Origin of the sequence: Streptomyces sp. NPDC000410 (genome assembly GCF_040300305.1) — a bacterium.
Taxonomy (GTDB): domain Bacteria; phylum Actinomycetota; class Actinomycetes; order Streptomycetales; family Streptomycetaceae; genus Streptomyces.
The window spans coordinates 12,580-30,563 of sequence record NZ_JBEPDM010000049.1 but is presented as its reverse complement, the minus strand read 5'-3'; the positions used below and the strand labels follow the sequence as shown (position 1 = coordinate 30,563).

Annotated in this window: 16 protein-coding genes and 1 tRNA gene; 7 read left to right on the top strand and 10 right to left on the bottom strand. The window is 69.8% G+C overall.

What is annotated here, in order from left to right:
* Positions 1 to 13: 13 nt before the first annotated feature.
* Positions 14 to 919, bottom strand: coding sequence for an aminoglycoside phosphotransferase family protein (locus ABT342_RS31550; protein WP_351581415.1), 906 nt, complete (start codon positions 917 to 919; stop codon positions 14 to 16).
* A 169-nt stretch (positions 920 to 1,088) separates the two neighbouring features.
* Here ABT342_RS31550 and ABT342_RS31545 point away from each other — a divergent pair, with 169 nt between their 5' ends.
* Together ABT342_RS31545 and ABT342_RS31540 are read left to right on the top strand one after the other, a co-directional pair.
* Positions 1,089 to 2,480, top strand: a complete 1,392-nt coding sequence (locus ABT342_RS31545; RefSeq protein WP_351581413.1) for an NAD(P)/FAD-dependent oxidoreductase — start codon at positions 1,089 to 1,091, stop codon at positions 2,478 to 2,480.
* Positions 2,481 to 2,587: 107 nt separating this feature from the next.
* Positions 2,588 to 3,322, top strand: a complete 735-nt coding sequence (locus ABT342_RS31540; protein WP_351581411.1) for a hypothetical protein — start codon at positions 2,588 to 2,590, stop codon at positions 3,320 to 3,322.
* 220 nt (positions 3,323 to 3,542) lie between these two features.
* Here ABT342_RS31540 and ABT342_RS31535 read toward each other — a convergent pair.
* Positions 3,543 to 3,618: transfer RNA gene (locus ABT342_RS31535), tRNA-Thr, on the bottom strand.
* A 146-nt stretch (positions 3,619 to 3,764) separates the two neighbouring features.
* Here ABT342_RS31535 and ABT342_RS31530 point away from each other — a divergent pair.
* The 4 genes from ABT342_RS31530 (at position 3,765) to ABT342_RS31515 (ending at position 7,936) form a co-directional block, all read left to right on the top strand.
* Positions 3,765 to 5,117 (top strand): RNA-guided endonuclease InsQ/TnpB family protein, encoded by a 1,353-nt coding sequence (locus tag ABT342_RS31530; protein WP_351581409.1) that lies wholly within the window; start codon positions 3,765 to 3,767, stop codon positions 5,115 to 5,117.
* Between the two features lie 288 nt (positions 5,118 to 5,405).
* Positions 5,406 to 6,542 carry an ABC transporter ATP-binding protein gene (locus ABT342_RS31525; protein WP_351581407.1) on the top strand — a complete coding sequence of 379 codons (1,137 nt, stop codon included), beginning with the start codon at positions 5,406 to 5,408 and terminating at the stop codon, positions 6,540 to 6,542.
* A gap of 195 nt (positions 6,543 to 6,737) precedes the next feature.
* Positions 6,738 to 7,160 carry a hypothetical protein gene (locus tag ABT342_RS31520; RefSeq protein WP_351581405.1) on the top strand — a complete coding sequence of 141 codons (423 nt, stop codon included), beginning with the start codon at positions 6,738 to 6,740 and terminating at the stop codon, positions 7,158 to 7,160.
* 68 nt (positions 7,161 to 7,228) lie between these two features.
* The gene (locus ABT342_RS31515) at positions 7,229 to 7,936 is read left to right on the top strand and encodes a nucleotidyltransferase family protein (RefSeq protein WP_351581403.1); all 708 of its coding nucleotides are present in this window, start codon (positions 7,229 to 7,231) and stop codon (positions 7,934 to 7,936) included.
* A 92-nt stretch (positions 7,937 to 8,028) separates the two neighbouring features.
* On the opposite strand, the gene ABT342_RS31510 is transcribed toward ABT342_RS31515, so the two are convergent.
* The 6 genes from ABT342_RS31510 to ABT342_RS31485 form a co-directional block, all read right to left on the bottom strand.
* Positions 8,029 to 9,630, bottom strand: coding sequence for a DoxX family membrane protein (locus ABT342_RS31510; RefSeq protein WP_351581401.1), 1,602 nt, complete (start codon positions 9,628 to 9,630; stop codon positions 8,029 to 8,031).
* A gap of 232 nt (positions 9,631 to 9,862) precedes the next feature.
* Positions 9,863 to 10,816, bottom strand: a complete 954-nt coding sequence (gene rlmB, locus ABT342_RS31505) for a 23S rRNA (guanosine(2251)-2'-O)-methyltransferase RlmB (RefSeq protein ID WP_351581399.1) — start codon at positions 10,814 to 10,816, stop codon at positions 9,863 to 9,865.
* Positions 10,817 to 10,943: 127 nt separating this feature from the next.
* Positions 10,944 to 12,344: a cysteine--tRNA ligase gene (gene cysS, locus ABT342_RS31500; protein WP_351581397.1), complete on the bottom strand. Its 1,401-nt coding sequence runs from the start codon at positions 12,342 to 12,344 to the stop codon at positions 10,944 to 10,946.
* A gap of 76 nt (positions 12,345 to 12,420) precedes the next feature.
* Positions 12,421 to 12,912, bottom strand: coding sequence for a 2-C-methyl-D-erythritol 2,4-cyclodiphosphate synthase (ispF, locus tag ABT342_RS31495; protein WP_351581395.1), 492 nt, complete (start codon positions 12,910 to 12,912; stop codon positions 12,421 to 12,423).
* Complete coding sequence (gene ispD / locus ABT342_RS31490; RefSeq protein ID WP_351581393.1) at positions 12,902 to 13,639, bottom strand: 2-C-methyl-D-erythritol 4-phosphate cytidylyltransferase; 738 nt, start codon at positions 13,637 to 13,639, stop codon at positions 12,902 to 12,904. The genes ispF and ispD overlap by 11 nt, the downstream gene beginning before the upstream one ends.
* Before the next feature lie 322 nt (positions 13,640 to 13,961).
* The gene (locus ABT342_RS31485; RefSeq protein WP_017945956.1) at positions 13,962 to 14,444 is read right to left on the bottom strand and encodes a CarD family transcriptional regulator; all 483 of its coding nucleotides are present in this window, start codon (positions 14,442 to 14,444) and stop codon (positions 13,962 to 13,964) included.
* A gap of 574 nt (positions 14,445 to 15,018) precedes the next feature.
* On the opposite strand from ABT342_RS31485, the gene ABT342_RS31480 reads away from it, so the two are divergent.
* Positions 15,019 to 15,708, top strand: a complete 690-nt coding sequence (locus tag ABT342_RS31480; RefSeq protein ID WP_351581391.1) for a copper chaperone PCu(A)C domain-containing protein — start codon at positions 15,019 to 15,021, stop codon at positions 15,706 to 15,708.
* 118 nt (positions 15,709 to 15,826) lie between these two features.
* Here the strand turns inward: ABT342_RS31480 and phoP are convergent, their stop codons facing one another.
* Both phoP and phoR read right to left on the bottom strand, forming a co-directional pair.
* Entirely contained in the window at positions 15,827 to 16,498 is a 672-nt protein-coding gene (gene phoP, locus ABT342_RS31475; RefSeq protein WP_465269169.1) for a two-component system response regulator PhoP, read from the bottom strand.
* A gap of 5 nt (positions 16,499 to 16,503) precedes the next feature.
* Positions 16,504 to 17,874, bottom strand: coding sequence for a two-component system sensor histidine kinase PhoR (gene phoR, locus ABT342_RS31470; protein WP_351581388.1), 1,371 nt, complete (start codon positions 17,872 to 17,874; stop codon positions 16,504 to 16,506).
* Positions 17,875 to 17,984 lie beyond the last annotated feature (110 nt).

Here is a 17,984-nt window from a genome sequence, read left to right as displayed (position 1 = left end):
CCCGTACGACCGCTCAACGCGCCAGCAGATTCCGAGCAATGGACACCTGCTCCTCCTGCAACCGCGTCTCGCCGTCCTCCACATCCCACAGACTGTTCTGCAACACCCGCCCCAACGTCCACGCCCTCGCCCGCTCCCGGTCCAGCCCGAGCCGCTCGGTCAGCAGATCGAAGCGCCACAAGGTCGCATCCGGATCGAAACGGTTGTCGAGCGCGGGCATCAGATCGAAGCCCGGGTCACCCACCAGCGGCTTCGGATCGATCGCCAGCCACGGCTCACGGTCGGCCGCCAGGATGTTGTCGTAGTGCAGATCCCAGTGCAGCAGCCGCTCCCCCGGCTCCCCCACCACCTCCCGCACCGCCGCCGCACAATCCACGAGCAGCGCCCGCTCACCCTCGTCCACCAGCAGCCCGACCGCCCCCGGCACCTCGTCGAGCATCGCCGCCGCGATGTCCCCGAGCCGCCGCAGCCCATACGCCTGCGCCTCCGCCGCCGAAACGGACACCGCCGTCAGCCGCGCCAGCAACTCCCCGAGGATCCCCACGGCCTCCCGGTCGTCCGCCACCCCCGACAGATGCCGCCCCTCGTCCAGCCGCTCCAACAGCATCGTGCCCGTACCGGCGTCATGATCCAGCAGCCGTACGATCCCCGCCCCGTCCCAGATCCTGAGACCGACCGGCTCACCCTCCGTCTCCTCGTCCAGAAGCTGCATCTTCAGCGCGGCGCGCGTCCCGTCCGCCTCCCGCACCACCGGCAGCACCAGCGACGCCCACCCGTACATCGAAGGCCCCGTGACCCGCAGCCCCCACCTCTCCACGAACTCCCGGGCCCGCTCGGGAAGCGCCTCGACGAAGGCGCGTCCCGACTCCCCGTTGAACCTGATCTGGCTCGCCACCAGCTCTTCCGGAACTTCGATCATCAAACGAGCGTACGTCCGCACGTCGCGAAAACCGGGCCGGAGCAGTAACCTCCCGCCACACGGACCGCAACCGCACCACCGCGCAACAGGCACCGCGCGCCGGCACCAGCACTGGCACCGGCACCGGGCGTCGAGCACCGCGCAACAGGCATCGGGCAGGGAATCGAGCATGAGCACCGTCAACGGCGGCATATCGTTCTGGTACGCGCAGGAAGGCCTCCCCGCCCCACGGGAGCCCCTGCCCGGGGACGCCACGGCCGACGTCTGCATCGTCGGCGGCGGATACACCGGACTGTGGACGGCGTACTACCTGAAGAAGGCCGTCCCGTTCCTCAACATCACCGTCCTCGAAGCCAAGTTCTGCGGATACGGCGCCTCCGGACGCAACGGCGGCTGGCTCTACAACGGCATCGCCGGCCGCGACCGCTACGCCAAACTCCACGGCCACGACGCCGCCGTACGCCTCCAGCAGGCCATGAACGACACCGTCACCGAGGTCATCGACGTCGCCCGCGACGAACAGATCGACGCCGACATCCACCACGGCGGCGTCCTCGAAGTCGCCTACACCCCCGCCCAACTGGCCCGCCTCAAGAACTTCCACGCCGCCGAGATCGCCTTCGGCGAGAAGGACCGCGAACTGTACGGCGCCCGCGAAACCGCCGACCGCGTCCGCGTCGCCGGAGCCGTCGCCTCCACCTGGACCCCGCACGGCGCCCGCCTGCACCCCGCCAAACTCGTCAAGGGCCTCGCGGCCGCCGTCGAAGAACTCGGCGTCACCATCCATGAGTCCACCCCCGTCACGGAGATCAAACCCAAGCACGCCCACACCCCCTACGGCACGGTCCGCGCCCCCTACATCCTGCGCTGCACCGAAGGCTTCACCGCCTCCCTCGCAGGCCAGCGCCGCACCTGGCTCCCCATGAACTCCTCCATGATCGTCACCGAGCCCCTCCCCGAACACATCTGGTCGGAGATCGGCTGGTCCGGCCGCGAAACCCTCGGCGACATGGCCCACGCCTACATGTACGCCCAGCGCACCGCCGACGACCGCATCGCCCTCGGCGGCCGCGGCGTCCCCTACCGCTTCGGCTCCCGCACCGACAACGACGGCCGCACCCAGCCCGCCACCATCGAGGCCCTGCGCGAGATCCTCGTACGCTTCTTCCCCCAGCTCGCCGGAACAGCCATCTCCCACGCCTGGTCCGGCGTCCTCGGCGTCCCCCGCGACTGGTGCGCCACCGTCACCCTCGACCGCTCCACCGGCCTCGGCTGGGCCGGCGGCTACGTCGGCTCCGGCGTCGCCACCACCAACCTCGCGGCCCGCACCCTGCGCGACCTCATCCAGCAGGACTCCGGCCAGTCCGGCCCCACCGACCTCACCACCCTCCCCTGGGTCAACCACAAGGTCCGCAAATGGGAGCCCGAGCCCCTCCGCTGGCTCGGCGTCCACACCCTGTACGCGGCCTACCGCGCCGCCGACCGCCGCGAACTCACCGCCCCCACCACCCGCACCGACCGCGTCGCCACCCTCGCCGACAAGATCTCCGGCCGCCACTGACCGGCTCACACCACCCGCGACCCCCGTCACGCGGCCGTCACGCTCCCGTCACGGCCGGACAGCCAGACTGACCCTGGTTGCCCGGCCCACCCACGGGAGACACCACCATGACCCGCAGACGACACCACCTCGCACTCCTCGCCACCCCACTCGCCGCATCCCTCGCGCTGGCACCGGCGTTGACATCCACCGCGACTGCCGCCCCCACCGCGGAATGCCGACTGGTGAAGAGCGAGGACACCCAGGGCGGCAAAGCCACCTTCACCCTGGAAGGCCGGGAGTTCACCGCCGTGAAGAAGGTGACCATCACCACGACGCCGGGAGGAGAGCCAGTGAGTTCCTCCGACGTATCCCCCGAAGGAACCTTCACGGCCCAGAACCTCCCGGACGACACCTACTTCGCCACACCCACGGACTCACCGAATGCGCAACCGGTGCAGTGCTCCAAGTCTGGAAAGAAGGGAAAGGGCGACAAGGACCGGGAGAAGGACAAGGACAAGAGCGGCAGAACCCCAGCGGTCTCAGCCCTTACCACGGCAGTCACCACCTCCCCCGAGAAGCTCGACTGCACGAAGAAGCAACGGCTGGACATCGCCCTCACCGGCACCATCTCGGCCCAGGGCTCCGGCAAGGTCACCTACCGCTGGGTACAGGACGAGAACACAGCCAGGGACCCCGCGACCATCACCTTCAAGAAAGCGGGCAGCCAGCCCGTGAAACCCGAAAACTGGACGGTCATGGTCAGTACGCCGGTCATCGGTACCGCGCACATCGAGATCCTCAGCGGCCCCTCGAAGGGCAAGAAGTCCACCGCGGCGAAAATCGACGTCCCCTGCCAATAGCGGATCCGACGAGCGCCGCGCCTTCCGTGAGCCGCGTCCCACGCCACTCGATCCGCAGCCCAGGCCGACTCCGCTCATCACGACCGCGACCCCGGCAGTGCCATGTGACTCTCGCCCGCCACACATGGCCGCCACCCTGACTCTCGCCCCACCAGCCGGGGACAGCCGCACCCCTAAACGCAAGTGTCCCGGACCTGAGGGGTCCGGGACACCGATTCTCTGGAGCCGCCTGTCGGAATCGAACCGACGACCTTCGGGTTACAAAGCCGGTGCTCTACCAACTGAGCTAAGGCGGCATCGCGCACTTCGAAGCCGCGCGCGGAGGCTCCCCACTGTACACAGCCGCCAAGTCCCCCCACCAAGAATTCGTGACCTTCCGCCCACCTGTTCGTTGAGAGCACTGACGTGCTGTTCCGATGATCGGCTCGTAAGGGAGGCGACGGTGACAGAACGAGTGACCGGGGCGCAGGCCGTGCAGCTCAAGGAGGAGCTGCTCGGCATCCCCTCGCAGCGCTGCAAGCCGGGGAAGCCAGTGAAGCGCCGGGCCAAGGCGGCCGGGACGCGGCAGCGGACCTACCGCTATCGGTTCTATCCGTCCCCATCGCAGGCGGAGCAGCTGGGGAAGACCTTCGGAGCCTGTCGTTGGGTCTATAACCAGGGGCTCGAGCTGCGTCGGGAGGGCTGGGAGCGGTACCAGGTATCGGTGGGGTACGCGGAGACGTGCCGGGCACTGACGGGGTGGCGGCGGGCCGAGGGGACGTCGTGGCTGACCGAGGTGTCGGCGACGGTGCTTCAGCAGGCGCTGCGGCATTTGGATGCGGCGTTCCAGGGCTTCTTCCGGGGCACCCGGAGGTATCCGAAGCGGAAGCGGAAGCATCTGGCCAAGGACTCGGCGACGTATGTGCGGGCCGGGATGGGCTTCCGTTGGGTGGAGGATCCGGACCGGCCGGGTACGGGGCTGCTGACCCTGGCCAAGCAGACGGAGCCGTTGGCGGTGCGTTGGTCACGTGCGCTGCCGCCGGGGGTGGTCCCGGTGAAGCTGACGGTGACCCGGGATCGGGCCGGTCGGTACTTCGTGTCGGTTCTGGTGGAGGAGGTCATCGAGCCGCTGCCCGAGGTGATCACGGATGAGGGTGACGGCCCGAAGGTGGTCGGGGTGGATCTGGGGATCGCTTCTCTGGCGACTCTGGATGACGGCACAAAGGTCGACCATCCACGCCTGCTGCGCCGGTATGCCGCTCGTCTGGCCCGGCTTCAGCGGCAGTTGCATCGAAGACGGAAGGGTTCGAAGAACAGGGCGAAGGTCCGGGAGAAGATCGCCCGGCTGTACGCGTTGATCAGGGATGTCCGTAAGGACTTACTGGACCGGCTGACGACCCGCCTCGTGCACGAGAACCAAGTGCTGGTGGTGGAGGACCTGTCCGTTGCCTCCCTGATGCGCGCCGGGGGACGCCGCAAGGCTCGGCTGAACGGGTCGATCGTCGATGCCGCGTGGGGCGAGCTGCTGGGGATGCTGACGTACAAGGCGGAGTGGTACGGCCGCACGGTGGTGATCGTGGACCGCTTCTTCCCGTCGACGCGGCGCTGCTCGGTATGTCAGGCGGACGGTGGGAACAAGGGGCTGTCCGTCCGGGTGTGGAGGTGTGCCGGGTGTGGCGCTGTGCACGACCGGGATGTGAATGCTGCGGTCAACATCCGTGAGGAGGGTCTGAGGCTGTACCGGCTGGTGGCCGATGCGTTGCCTGCCGGAAAAGCGCCGCCGTCCTTGATCCGGGCGTCTGAGCTGCCCGGATAACTGATGCGGTACGGACCGACGGGCTGTCGGCCGTCACGCCTGTGGAGTCCGTGTAAGTCCGTCGGCGCGGTGGGGCAACCCGCCTTGCCGTCGGCTGTGGGCGGCGAAGCAGGAATCGCCGGGATTCGCTTCCAGAGGCGCAGGTCAAAAGAGGGGTGCTCTGCCCTGCTGACAGACGGGACCTCGCCCGGTACCGTCGCCTGAAGTTCACTCCGGTGGACTAGACCGAAACCTTCCTTCCACTCGGATCGTCCGGCACGTTCCTGCCGGTGAAGGGACTCATCACCCATGGCCACTGTCACTTTCGACAAGGCGACCCGGATCTACCCGGGATCCACCAAGCCCGCCGTCGACGGGCTCGAGATCGAGATCGAGGACGGCGAGTTCCTTGTCCTCGTCGGCCCCTCCGGCTGCGGTAAGTCGACCTCCCTGCGCATGCTCGCGGGTCTGGAGGACGTCAACGGCGGCGCCATCCGCATCGGTGACCGCGATGTCACCCACCTCCCGCCGAAGGACCGGGACATCGCCATGGTGTTCCAGAACTACGCGCTCTACCCGCACATGACGGTCGCCGCGAACATGGGCTTCGCGCTCAAGATCGCGGGTGTCAACAAGGACGTCATCCGGCAGAAGGTCGAGGAGGCCGCGAAGATCCTCGACCTCACCGAGTACCTGGACCGCAAGCCGAAGGCGCTCTCCGGTGGTCAGCGGCAGCGTGTGGCGATGGGGCGGGCGATCGTCCGTGAGCCGCAGGTGTTCCTGATGGACGAGCCGCTGTCGAACCTCGACGCGAAGCTCCGCGTCTCGACGCGTACGCAGATCGCGTCGCTCCAGCGCCGGCTCGGCATCACCACGGTGTACGTCACCCACGACCAGGTCGAGGCCATGACGATGGGCGACCGGGTCGCCGTGCTGAAGGACGGTCTGCTCCAGCAGATCGACTCGCCGCGCAACATGTACGACCGCCCGGCGAACCTGTTCGTCGCGGGCTTCATCGGCTCCCCCGCCATGAACCTGGTGGAGGTGCCGATCACCGACGGTGGTGTGAAGTTCGGCAACAGCGTGGTCCCGGTCTCGCGCGAGGCGCTGTCGGCCGCCGCGGACAGGGGCGACCGGACCGTGACGGTCGGCGTACGACCCGAGCACTTCGACGTGCTGGAGCTGAACGGCGGCGCGGCGAGGTCGCTGTCGAAGGACGCCGAGGACGCGCCGGCGGGGCTGGCCGTGACCGTCAACGTCGTCGAGGAGCTCGGCGCGGACGGGTATGTGTACGGCACCGCCGAGGTGGGCGGCGAGAAGAAGGACCTGGTGGTCCGGGTCAACGGGCGTTCCGTGCCGGAGAAGGGCGCGGAGCTGCATGTCGTGCCGCGGCCGGGTGAGACGCACGTGTTCGCGACGTCGACCGGTGAGCGCCTCAGCGACTGACATCTGTCGGCCTCAGGCTCTGGACGGCTCTCTCGCTCCGGCGAGGGGGCCGTTCTCGTATGTCGACAAATTCCCCGGCAGACCGGTCATTTCACCGTCGGACGTCAACACTCGATTCGAAAAGACCACTCGAACCATCCCTCGCGAGAGTGACTAAATGTCGCCAAATCATTACTGGCCGCTACGCTCGCCTGCGTGACCCACACAGCCCGCCGAATCGGCCGCACTCTCGCTCTCGTCCTGCCCGTCGTCCTGGTGCTCTCCGGAACTCTCGCGGTCACCAGCGTCCCGTGGTCCGGGCGCAACTCCGAGACCCGGATGCTCACCGCGTCCTCGGAAAATGTATCGGTCCGCGCCAAGTCCCGTGCGCCGCACGAGGTTCTTCGCGACAAGCTCCTCGTCGAGCTCCAGGAGAAGGACCCGGGCATCGCCCTCACGCACCTCCAGCTCGCGGTCTCCGAGAAGCCGTCGCTGGCCAAGCACTGCATGTCGATCGCGAAGGCCCTCGGCCGCGCCGCGGTCGCCCACTACGGCCCGACGCGCGCGCAGTCCTTCTCGCGCCCGGTCTGCGACACGTCGTTCGCCTCCGGTGTCTTCCAGCAGGCGCAGGGCATCTGACGCGGCCGCGAGGCGCCCGGCGACCGGGCCCGCGTGGCTCACCTCAGGGCACGGCCTATCGTGCCCGTATGCATACGTATCCGACGCAGGCCGTGGTCCTGGCGGGCGGCCAGGGCTCACGGCTGCGCCCGTACACCGATGACCGCCCCAAGCCGATGGTCGAGATTCCCGGCACCGGGACTCCGATCATCGGCCATCAGCTTTCCTGGCTGGCGGCGGAGGGCGTGACCGACGTCGTGGTCTCCTGCGGGCATCTCGCCGAGGTGCTGCAGGAGTGGCTGGACAGCGCGGTGCTTCCGCTGCGTGTGACGACCGTCGTCGAGTCGGAGCCGCTGGGCCGGGGCGGGGGCCTCAAGTACGCCGCACAGAGCCTCCCGCATCCCGACCAGCCCTGGTACGCCACCAATGGCGACATCTGGACGCGTTTCTCGCTGCGCGAGATGGCCGAGTTCCATGCGGAACGGGATGCTACCGCGACGCTCGCACTGGCCCGCCCGCGCATTCCGTGGGGTGCCGTGGAGACGGACGAGTTCGGCCACGTCCTGGACTTCATCGAGTCGCCGCCGTCGCCGTATCTGATCAACGCGGGTGTGTACGTCTTCTCCGCGGCCTTCACCGGCCTGCTTCCGGACCGTGGGGACCACGAGCGCACCACGTTCCCCCGGCTGGCCCGTGAGCGCGCTCTGGCCGGCTTCCCGCTGCCGCAGGGGGCGTACTGGCGGGCGATCGACACCGCGAAGGATCTGGCGGAGGCGGCGAAGGAGCTCACGGCCTGAGGGACTCGTGCGAAGGGACTCGTGCGAGAGGGCGGCCACCGCGGTGCGGTGGCCGCCCTCTCGTCGTCGGGACGGGTCGGCGGGGCGGGGGATCAGCCCAGCAGCCCGCCGATCGGGTTGTGGTTGCCGCTTCCGCTGCCTCCCGAGTTGCCGTCACCGGCGCCTCCGCCGTTTCCGCCGCCTCCGCCGGAGGAGGAGGGGCCGGAGCTGCCGGAGGACGGGGGCGCGGGCTCAGACTGCTGCGGGGGTTGCTGGCCGCCCGTCCCCTGCGACTGGGACTCGCTGGGGCTGCCCGCCTCGCCGACGCGGCCGCTCTCGCGGACCGTCTCCGACGGTTCCGCGCTTTCCGTCTCCTCGGTCCGCTCGGCCGAGGGGCTGCCCGCCTCGCTGCGGGACGGCTCGGCCCGCTGCTGTTCCGTCTCCTGTGACGGGCCGCGCTCGTCCGACTCGCTGGGCAGCGGGGAGCCTGGGAGGTGGTTGGTGGGGTCGACGTTCGGTCCGGGCACGGTGACCAGTTCCGTGGAGCGTACGGCCCCGCCGAGGATCGAGCCGATGAGCAGGGTCAGGCCGACGACCACGGCGGCGAGCACACCGCCCCGCCGCAGCACCCGGCGTCGCAGCTCCCACAGCTCGGAACGCGGGCCGAGTTTGCGCCAGGCCTCGCCCGCGAGGCGGCCGTCCAGCGAGTAGACCGGGGCGCCCGCGATGAGCAGCGGGGACCAGGCGGCGAGGTAGATGATGTCGGGCGCGTCGTAGACGGGGACGGTGCGCCAGCTGACGGTCATGATCAGCGCGGCGGAGAGCAGTGCGCCGATCACCGCCGCGACCCGCTGCCAGAGTCCGAGGACGGTGAGGACACCGACCACGACCTGGAGGAACGCGACGGTCAGCCCGGCGCCGACCGGGTGGGAGAGGGCGAAGTCGCGCAGCGGTTCGGCGAGTGCCCAGGGGTGCAGCGAGGTCAGCCACTTGACCATGGAGCCGCGTTCGCCGCCGTCGAAGTAGACGGGGTCGCAGAGTTTGCCCATGCCGGCGTAGATCGAGATGAAGCCGAGGAAGACGCGCAGCGGGAGCAGGACGACGCCGAGGTTCATGCGTCGGCCGGGGTAGTAGGCGTGCCGGACGCCGGCGTCGGTCGCGGATCGCTGTGGGGGCGCGTCGTAGGCGAAGCCGGTCTCTTCCTCGGCTTCCTGCCCGTAGGGCTCGTACGCGTCGTAGGTGCCGTCGTACGCGCCTTCGGCCTGCCGCATCGGCGGCAGCAGCGGCCCCGGAGCGCTGCCCTGGCGTCCGACGACGGGGGTGGGCATGGTGTCGGAGGCCAGGTCGACGCGCGGGATGACCTGGGTGGCGCCCGCGTCGTAGGTCTGGGTGGCGTTGGAGGTCCGTACGGCTTGGAGGAGGCCGGTCGCTCCGCTGTCGCCCGGGGCGGACCTGCCGCTCCAGACGACGGGCGAGCGGCGGCGCGCCGTCGTGCTCGCGCCGCCGGCGGCGGGGATCCTGGCGGTGTCCGCCGCGCCCCGCGCGGGGCGCGGGCCCTGACTCAGGCTCTGGTTTGGGCTCTGGCTCGGTCCGAGCTTCACCCGGAAACTGGCGTGGTTCACGATGACCTGCGCGGGATCGCAGTGCACCTTGACCATGCTCAGGAAGGGCTGGTCGTCGATCCCGGGCCGGGGCGTTCTGGTGTCCACACTCATCTAACCGAGTGACTTGTGTTTAGGACACTGCCTTGACGGCCCCGAAATGTCCGAGACCCGTCAAGATCACTTCCACGCCCCCGACCGCGTAACCGACCGCGTAACCGGCGGCGTACCCGGCAACGTCCCAGCGGCGTCCGGGGCGATGTCCCGCCCGGCGCCTCTGGCGACGCCCCCGCCCAGACCCGGGACGAGGCCAGGGGCGATGCCCGGGAGCCGCTTCGGGGGTCGGTCAGGCCCGGCGGCGAGCCGCCTCGTACAGCACCACGCCCGCCGCGACGCCCGCGTTCAGCGACTCGGCGCCGCCCGGCATCGGGATCCGCACCAGGAAGTCGCAGGTCTCGCCGACGAGGCGGGACAGGCCCTTGCCCTCGCTGCCGACGACGATGACGACCGGGCCGTCGAGGGCTTCGAGGTCGCCCACCTCGGCGTCGCCGTCCGCCGCGAGGCCGACGACCGTGATGCCGGCCTTCTGGTACGCCTCCAGGGCCCTGGTCAGGTTGGTGGCGCGGGCGACCGGGGTGCGGGCGGCGGTGCCGGCCGAGGTCTTCCAGGCGCCGGCGGTCATGCCCGCGGCGCGGCGCTCGGGGACGACGACGCCGTGGCCGCCGAAGGCCGCGACGGAGCGGACGACCGCGCCGAGGTTGCGGGGGTCGGTGACGCCGTCGAGGGCGACGATGAGGGGGTCCTCGCCCTCGTCGAACGCGGCGGCGGCGAGGTCCTCGGGGTGGGCGTACTCGTACGGCGGGACCTGGAGGACGAGGCCCTGGTGGTTGAGGCCGTTCGTCATCCGGTCCAGCTCGGCGCGGGGCGCCTCCATCAGGTGGATGTTGCCGCGCTGCCCGGCGAGCTGGAGCGCCTCGCGCACCCGCTCGTCGTTGTCGATGAACTGCTGGACGTAGAGCGTCGTCGCGGGTACGCCGTCGCGCAGCGCCTCGAAGACGGGGTTGCGGCCGACGACCATCTCGGACGAGCCCTTGCCGCCGCGCCGGGCGACGGGGCGTCGCGTGGCCTGCTTCTTGGCCTTGGCGTTGGCGAGACGGTTCTTCACATGGCCCTTGCGGGCCGAGGCGGGCGGCGTGGGGCCCTTGCCTTCGAGGCCGCGGCGCCGCTGGCCACCGCTGCCGACCGTCGCGCCCTTCTTGTTGGACGTGCGACGGTTCCTGCGCTGGCTGTTCCCGGCCATGACTACCTGTTTCCCTGAATGCTCGTGATCCTCGTGGATCCCGTATGCGTACGTGCGTAAGGCCGCTGCGCTTCGGGCCTCACTTGAAGTGTGCCGCCTGGAACACCGGGCGGCACATCGTCGCTGGTCAGCGTGGTCCGAGTGTCCAGCGCGGGCCGTCGGGGCCGTCCTCGACGGCGAGGCCGGACTGGCCCAGCTGGTCGCGGATGGCGTCCGCCGTGGCCCAGTCCTTGCGGGACCTGGCCGACTCACGCTGCTGGAGCACCATCCGCACCAGCGTGTCCACGACCCCGTGCAGGTCCTCGCCGCGGTCGGCCTCGCCGGCCCAGTGGTCGTCCAGCGGGTCCAGGCCGAGCACGCCGAGCATGGCCCGGACCTCCGCCAGCCGGGCGACGGCCGCTTCCTTGTCGTCGGCGGCGAGTGCGGAGTTGCCCTGGCGGACCGTGGTGTGGACGATCGCGAGCGCCTGCGGCACACCGAGGTCGTCGTCCATGGCCTCGGCGAAGGCGGGCGGCACCTCGGCGGCGGGGGCGACCGTCTTGCCCGCCTTCTCGGTGACCCGCTGGACGAAGCCCTCGATCCGCGCGAACGCGGACTCGGCCTCGCGCAGGGCCTCCTCGCTGTACTCGATCATCGAGCGGTAGTGCGGGGTGCCCAGGTAGTAGCGCAGGACGATCGGGCGCCACTGCTTGACCATCTCGCTGACGAGCACCGAATTGCCGAGCGACTTCGACATCTTCTCGCCGCTCATGGTCACCCACGCGTTGTGCACCCAGTACGTCGCGAAGTCGTCGCCGAACGCCTTGGCCTGCGCGATCTCGTTCTCGTGGTGCGGGAAGATCAGGTCGAGGCCGCCGCCGTGGATGTCGAAGGCGGAGCCCAGGTACTTGTGGGCCATGGCCGAGCACTCCAGGTGCCAGCCCGGACGTCCCCGCCCCCACGGTGTTTCCCACGAGGGCTCACCCGGCTTCTCCGCCTTCCACATGGCGAAGTCCCGCGCGTCGCGCTTTCCGGTCTCGCCCTCCGCGGAGGGCTGGCGCAGGTCGTCGATGTCCTGGTTCGACAGTTCCAGGTAGCCGGGGAAGGAGCGCACGTCGAAGTACACGTTCCCGTCGGCCTCGTAGGCGTGGCCGCGCTCGATGAGGCCGCGCATCATCTCGACCATCTCGGGGACGTGGCCGGTGGCGCGCGGCTCGTACGTCGGCGGGAGGCATCCCAGCGCGTCGTAGCCCGCGTTGAACGCCCGCTCGTTCTCGTACCCGATCGACCACCAGGGGCGGTTCTGGAGCGCCGACTTGGCGATGATCTTGTCGTCGATGTCCGTCACGTTGCGAACGAACGTGACGTCGAAGCCGCGGTACTCGAACCAGCGGCGCATGATGTCGAAGTTGAGCCCGGACCTGATGTGCCCGATGTGCGGGGCCGACTGCACGGTCGCGCCACACAGGTAGATCGAGACACAGCCCGGCGTGAGCGGGACGAAGTCGCGGATCTGCCGGGCGTTGGTGTCGTACAGCCGAATAGTCACCACTCCAGAGTAGTGGGAGTGGACCCGTGCCCCGCGCCCCCTGTGGACGCGGGTGCGGGATTGTGACGGGACCCGCTCACGCGGTCCGGTAGACGAGTGCCGTGGCGATCGCGGCGAGCCCTTCCGCCCGGCCGGTCAGCCCGAGGCCGTCCGTCGTCGTGCCCGATACGGAGACGGGGGCGCCCGCCGCCGCGCCGAGCGCCTTCTGTGCCTCTTCGCGCCGCTTTCCGACCTTCGGCCGTACGCCGATGACCTGGACGGCGATGTTGCCGATCTCGAAGCCCTCGGCACGGACGATCCGGGCGGCCTCGGCGAGCAGGGTGGTGCCGGAGGCGCCGGACCACTCGGGGCGGCCAGTGCCGAAGTGGGCGCCGAGGTCGCCGATGCCGGCGGCTGAGAACAGCGCGTCGCAGGCGGCGTGGGCCGCGACGTCGCCGTCGGAGTGGCCGGCGAGTCCGTACTCCTCGCCCTCCCACAGCAGTCCGGCGCACCACAGCTCGCGGCCCCGCTCGAAGGCGTGCACGTCGGTGCCGATACCGACGAGGGGGAGAGGTACGTCAGAAGCCATCGTTGGCCCTCCTGCGGGCGAGTACGGCCTCGGCGAGGACGAGATCCAGCGGCCGGGTCACCTTGAACGCTTCTTCGTGGCCGGGTACGACCACGACGGGCGCGCCGAGCTGTTCGACCATGCTCGCGTCGTCGGTGACGCTGCCGGTGACGGTCTCGTGCGCGCGGACGAGCATGTCGCGGTCGAAGCCCTGCGGGGTCTGCACGGCGCGCAGCCTGGCCCGCTCGGGCGTGGCGACGACGGGCTCGGGCTCGCCCTTCTCGCCCGGCTCGACCTCCTTGACGGTGTCGGCGAGCGGCAGGGCGGGGACGACGGCCTGTGCCCCGTCCCGTACGGCCTCGATCACCGCGTCGACCGTGTCGACGGGAACCAGCGGGCGGGCCGCGTCGTGGACGAGGACGGTGGTGACCGTCTCGGGGAGGGCCTCGAGGCCGAGTCGTACGGATTCCTGGCGGGTGTCGCCGCCCGCGACGACGAGGAAGTCGGTCCGCTCGGGCAGGGCGTGCTCGTCGAGGAGGTTCTTGACCTCGGTCACGCCGTCCGGCGGGGCGACCACGACGACGAGCGACACGGCCCGGGACTGGGCCATGGCGCGGACCGCGTGGATGAGGATGGGCGTGCCGTTGAGCGCGCGGAGCGCCTTGGGGGCGCCCGGGCCGAGCCGTACGCCCCGGCCTGCCGCGGGGATCACCACGGCGGTGCGGCCGGTGCGTGTCTGTTCTGACATCGGTTCCTCTCCGGAGGTCGGGGGACGGGCCGGGTCGGGCCGGCTCCCGATTTGGCATGGCCAGGTTTGTTCACTCGGCCGGGATGGGTATGGCCTGGGAGTGCCGGGCGCGATGCCTTGACCGGACCTTTTCCGTGACAACTGGTTGAGCAGCTGCCCGGGCCCGGCACGCCAGGGAGGCAGGGGACGGGGGGATTTTCGGGAGTACCGTGCGCGGGAGTGCTGCGAACATGCCGCAGTGCCCGGCGACACAACGTGGTAGCTGGTCAGCGGGCACCGCGGCATTCAGTTCTGCACCATAGGCGCTTGCGTCAGGACTGCGTCAGGACGCGAGAACCTCGTCGAGGAGAGCCTCGGCCTTGTCCTCGTTCGTGTTCTCCGCGAGAGCCAGCTCGCTCACCAGGATCTGGCGGGCCTTGGCGAGCATGCGCTTCTCACCTGCGGAGAGACCGCGCTCGCGCTCACGACGCCACAGGTCACGCACCACTTCGGCGACCTTGATGACATCGCCGGAGGCGAGCTTCTCGAGATTTGCCTTGTAGCGACGGGACCAGTTCGTCGGCTCCTCGGCGTACGGCGCGCGCAGTACGTCGAAGACCCGGTCCAGCCCGTCCTGACCGACCACGTCGCGTACGCCAACGAGATCCGCATTGTCCGCCGGCACACGAACCGTCAAGTCGCCCTGGGCGACCTTGAGCACCAAGTAGGTCTTGTCCACGCCTTTGATCTGGCGAGTTTCGATGGCCTCGATCAGCGCGGCCCCGTGATGGGGATAGACCACGGTGTCGCCAACCTTGAACGTCATGTGACAGGTACCCCTTCCGTGGCTATCCAGGGTAACACGAGAACGGCTTCTTCTGAATGGCGTTTTCGCAGGTCAGGGCATATCTCGGGGCTTGACAACAGCAACCCGATCGTGCTGCGGGCGGCTTGCGGAAGGGGGTATTCGCAGGTCGGAGCGGCTGCACGGACACAGAGAAACCCGCACGCTACACGCACCACAACCCCTGCCCAAGTGGACGAACGTCCCGATTTGCCTGGTTCCAAGCGGTCTACTTCCCATACTCCGTTCGAGGTCCGGCCACTCGTACGGCCGAGAGTCGACGAGAATCCTGGAATTGATCAACGGAGCACCCCGGGGCAATTCCGTAAGGAATGTGTATGGGCCGGTTGAATTGATCACCGAGTTATGTGAACAGCGGACGAAATCCAGCCGCGGAGAACGTCGGGTTCCGGCCGGAGAGGGATCACGGCGTGGTCTCGGCGTGGTCGGGACGTGTCGGGGGCGGGTCGGGTGCGGGGGGCCGACGGCGGGTCGGTAACCTAAGCGCGCTGAAAGATCCATAGCCTGTCCGTACGTCCTAGGAGATGCCGCCGCCGTGAGCAGCAGCCTTCGACGCGGCGTCATCGCCGCGACTGCCCTCGTGATCTCGATCGCCTCGCTCTCCGCCTGCGCCGCGGGCAACGACGCGCAGACGCTCGGCATCAAGCCGGACAACGCCGCCACCTCGGTCGGCGACATCAAGATCCAGAACGCGGCGGTGCTCGCGAAGCCCGGAGCGGGTCCGGCGGCCGTGTCGGCGACGGTGTTCAACAACAGCACCAAGCCGCAGACGCTCGAATCGATCACGCTCCCGGACACCGAGGCGACGGTGAAGCTCACGTCGGCCAAGGGTTCCGGTCCGGTCACCGTGCCGGCCCTCGGTTCGGTCATCCTCGGCGGTGAGGGCAACGCCTCCGCGGTCATCGCGGAGGGCGTCAAGCTCACGGACGCCGGCGATTTCCAGCCCGTCGTGTTCAAGTTCAGCGAGACCGGCGACGTCCGCATCGAGGCCCTCGTCGCCCCGTCGGCCGGCTACTTCAAGGACTTCGGTCCGACCGGGGCCCCGGAGGCCCCGGCCACCACGCCGACGGGCACGCCGACCGGCGGCGCGAGCTCCCCGGCGACGGGCGCGCACGGCGGTGAGAACGAGGACGCCGACGCCGACGCGGACAAGAGCGAGACCGAGACCGAGACCGAGTCGACCCCGTCGGGCTCCTCCTCGGCGTCCCACGAGGCGGGCCACTGACCGCCCCCCGCACGCGCGGCGGCGCCCCACCGGTTCCGTACGAACCGGTGGGGCGCCGCCGTCTTTCCCCCTGTGCATCCCCCGTGGTCATCCCCCTCGGGCCGGAGTGGCCGTCGGTCTACGGCTCGAACTTGTAGCCCAGTCCCCGCACCGTGACCAGGTACCGCGGCGCACCCGGGTCCGGCTCGATCTTGGCGCGGAGGCGCTTGACGTGGACGTCGAGGGTCTTGGTGTCGCCCACGTAGTCCGCGCCCCAGACGCGGTCGATCAGCTGCATACGGGTCAGCACGCGGCCCGCGTTGCGCAGGAGCATCTCCAGGAGGTCGAACTCCTTGAGCGGGAGGTCGACCTTGCCGCCGGCGACCGTGACGACGTGGCGGTCGACGTCCATCCGCACCGGGCCCGCCTCCAGGGCCGCGGGGGTGACCTCCTCCGGCTCGCCGCGGCGGCGGAGCACCGCGCGGATGCGGGCGACCAGCTCCCGCGAGGAGAAGGGCTTCGTCACGTAGTCGTCGGCTCCTATTTCCAGGCCGACGACCTTGTCGATCTCGCTGTCCTTGGCGGTCACCATGATGACCGGGACGTTGGACCGGCCGCGCAGCTGGCGGCAGACCTCGGTACCGGGCAGGCCCGGCAGCATCAGGTCGAGGAGGACGAGGTCGGCTCCGTTGCGCTCGAACTCGTCGAGTCCCTCGGGCCCGGTGGTCGCCACAGCGACCTCGAAGCCCTCCTTGCGGAGCATGTAGGAAAGAGCGTCGCTGAAGGATTCCTCATCCTCGACGACGAGCACTCGGGTCACGGGAGGACCTCCGGGGCAGGCAGTGATTCGCGTGTGGTGGTCCGGGGATCAGGACCGGGGTGGGATTCGGGGTGGGATTCGGAGTGGGAATCGGAATCGGCGTCGGGGCCGGAGCCGGGACCGGTCGCCGATTCATGATCCCCATCGGGATCGGGGCCGTACAGTCCCTCGTCGGTGTCGCCGTCGTCGGCGATCCGGATGTGCGTACGGTCCCGGACGGAGCCGGCCTCCGGCAACCGCAGGGTGAACGTGGAGCCCTGTCCCTCGGTGCTCCACACCGTGACCTCCCCGCCGTGCGAGGCGGCCACGTGCTTGACGATGGCCAGGCCCAGGCCCGTACCGCCGGTGGCCCGGGAGCGGGCGGGATCGACGCGGTAGAACCGCTCGAAGATCCGCTCGCGGTCCTTCTCGGAGATGCCGATGCCCTGGTCGGTCACGGCGATCTCGATCAGGTCCCCGCCGGGGGCGGCGACACGGCGTGCGGCGATGCCGACACGGGTGCGGGCCGGTGAGTAGTTGACGGCGTTCTCGACAAGATTTCCGAGGGCGGCGGCCAGCTTGCCGCGGTTGCCCCAGACATGCAGGTCGGCGGTGCCGCCGGCGGCCATGGTGATCTGTTTGGTGGACGCGGTGTGCCGGGAGCGGTCGATGGCCTCGGCGACCAGTTCGTCCACCCGTACGGGCTCGGCGTCCTCCAGCGGGTCGTCGTTCTGCACCCGCGAGAGGTCGATGAGCTCCTGTACGAGGTTGGTGAGCCGAGTCGCCTCGATCTGCATCCGGCCCGCGAAGCGGGTGACCGCCTCGGGGTCGTCCGAGGCGTCCATGACCGCCTCGGAGAGCAGGGAGAGCGCACCGACGGGAGTCTTGAGCTCGTGGCTGACATTGGCGACGAAGTCGCGTCGTACCGCTTCGATACGGCGGGCTTCGGTGAGGTCCTCGACCAGGAGCAGCACGAGGCGGGAGCCGAGCGGTGCGACGCGGGCGGAGACGGCGAGGGCTTCGCCGCGGCCGGTGCCGCGGCGCGGCAGGTCGAGCTCGACCTGGCGTATCTCTCCGTCCCTGCGGGTGTCGCGGGCCATGTGGAGCATCGGCTCGACGGCCAGCTTCCCGCCCCTGACCAGGCCCAGCGCATACGCGGCGGAGCTGGCCTTGACCACGGAGTCGCTCTCGTCGAGGACGACCGCGGAGGAGCGGAGCACGGACAGCACGGTGTCGACGCCGGGCGGCAGCACGGCGTCCGTGTGCAGGGATGTACGGGTGGGTCGCGCCTGGTCGCGCTCGCTCCAGCGGAACGCCAGCATGGCGATCACGCCGGTGCACACCCCGGCGATCGCAGCCAATGCGGCGACCGCCGCGTTCACGTCCATGCGTCCAGATTAAGCGGGTCCGCTGACACGCTCCCAGCCATCCGAGTGGCACCTCGAACACTCGTCGCCCAGAGTTCACCAAGGGGATAGTGCCGGTTCATTTCGGAGGG

Bases quoted from the DNA above. Each gene is read 5' to 3' on its own strand.
- ABT342_RS31540 (WP_351581411.1), top strand. From the start codon at position 2,588: ATGACCCGCAGACGACACCACCTCGCACTCCTCGCCACCCCACTCGCC.
- ispF (WP_351581395.1), bottom strand. From the start codon at position 12,912: ATGGCTTCTGACGTACCTCTCCCCCTCGTCGGTATCGGCACCGACGTG.
- ABT342_RS31525 (WP_351581407.1), top strand. From the start codon at position 5,406: ATGGCCACTGTCACTTTCGACAAGGCGACCCGGATCTACCCGGGATCC.
- phoR (WP_351581388.1), bottom strand. From the start codon at position 17,874: ATGGACGTGAACGCGGCGGTCGCCGCATTGGCTGCGATCGCCGGGGTG.
- ABT342_RS31485 (WP_017945956.1), bottom strand. From the start codon at position 14,444: ATGACGTTCAAGGTTGGCGACACCGTGGTCTATCCCCATCACGGGGCC.
- ABT342_RS31515 (WP_351581403.1), top strand. From the start codon at position 7,229: ATGCATACGTATCCGACGCAGGCCGTGGTCCTGGCGGGCGGCCAGGGC.
- rlmB (WP_351581399.1), bottom strand. From the start codon at position 10,816: ATGGCCGGGAACAGCCAGCGCAGGAACCGTCGCACGTCCAACAAGAAG.
- ABT342_RS31550 (WP_351581415.1), bottom strand. From the start codon at position 919: ATGATCGAAGTTCCGGAAGAGCTGGTGGCGAGCCAGATCAGGTTCAAC.
- ABT342_RS31545 (WP_351581413.1), top strand. From the start codon at position 1,089: ATGAGCACCGTCAACGGCGGCATATCGTTCTGGTACGCGCAGGAAGGC.
- ispD (WP_351581393.1), bottom strand. From the start codon at position 13,639: ATGTCAGAACAGACACGCACCGGCCGCACCGCCGTGGTGATCCCCGCG.
- ABT342_RS31510 (WP_351581401.1), bottom strand. From the start codon at position 9,630: ATGAGTGTGGACACCAGAACGCCCCGGCCCGGGATCGACGACCAGCCC.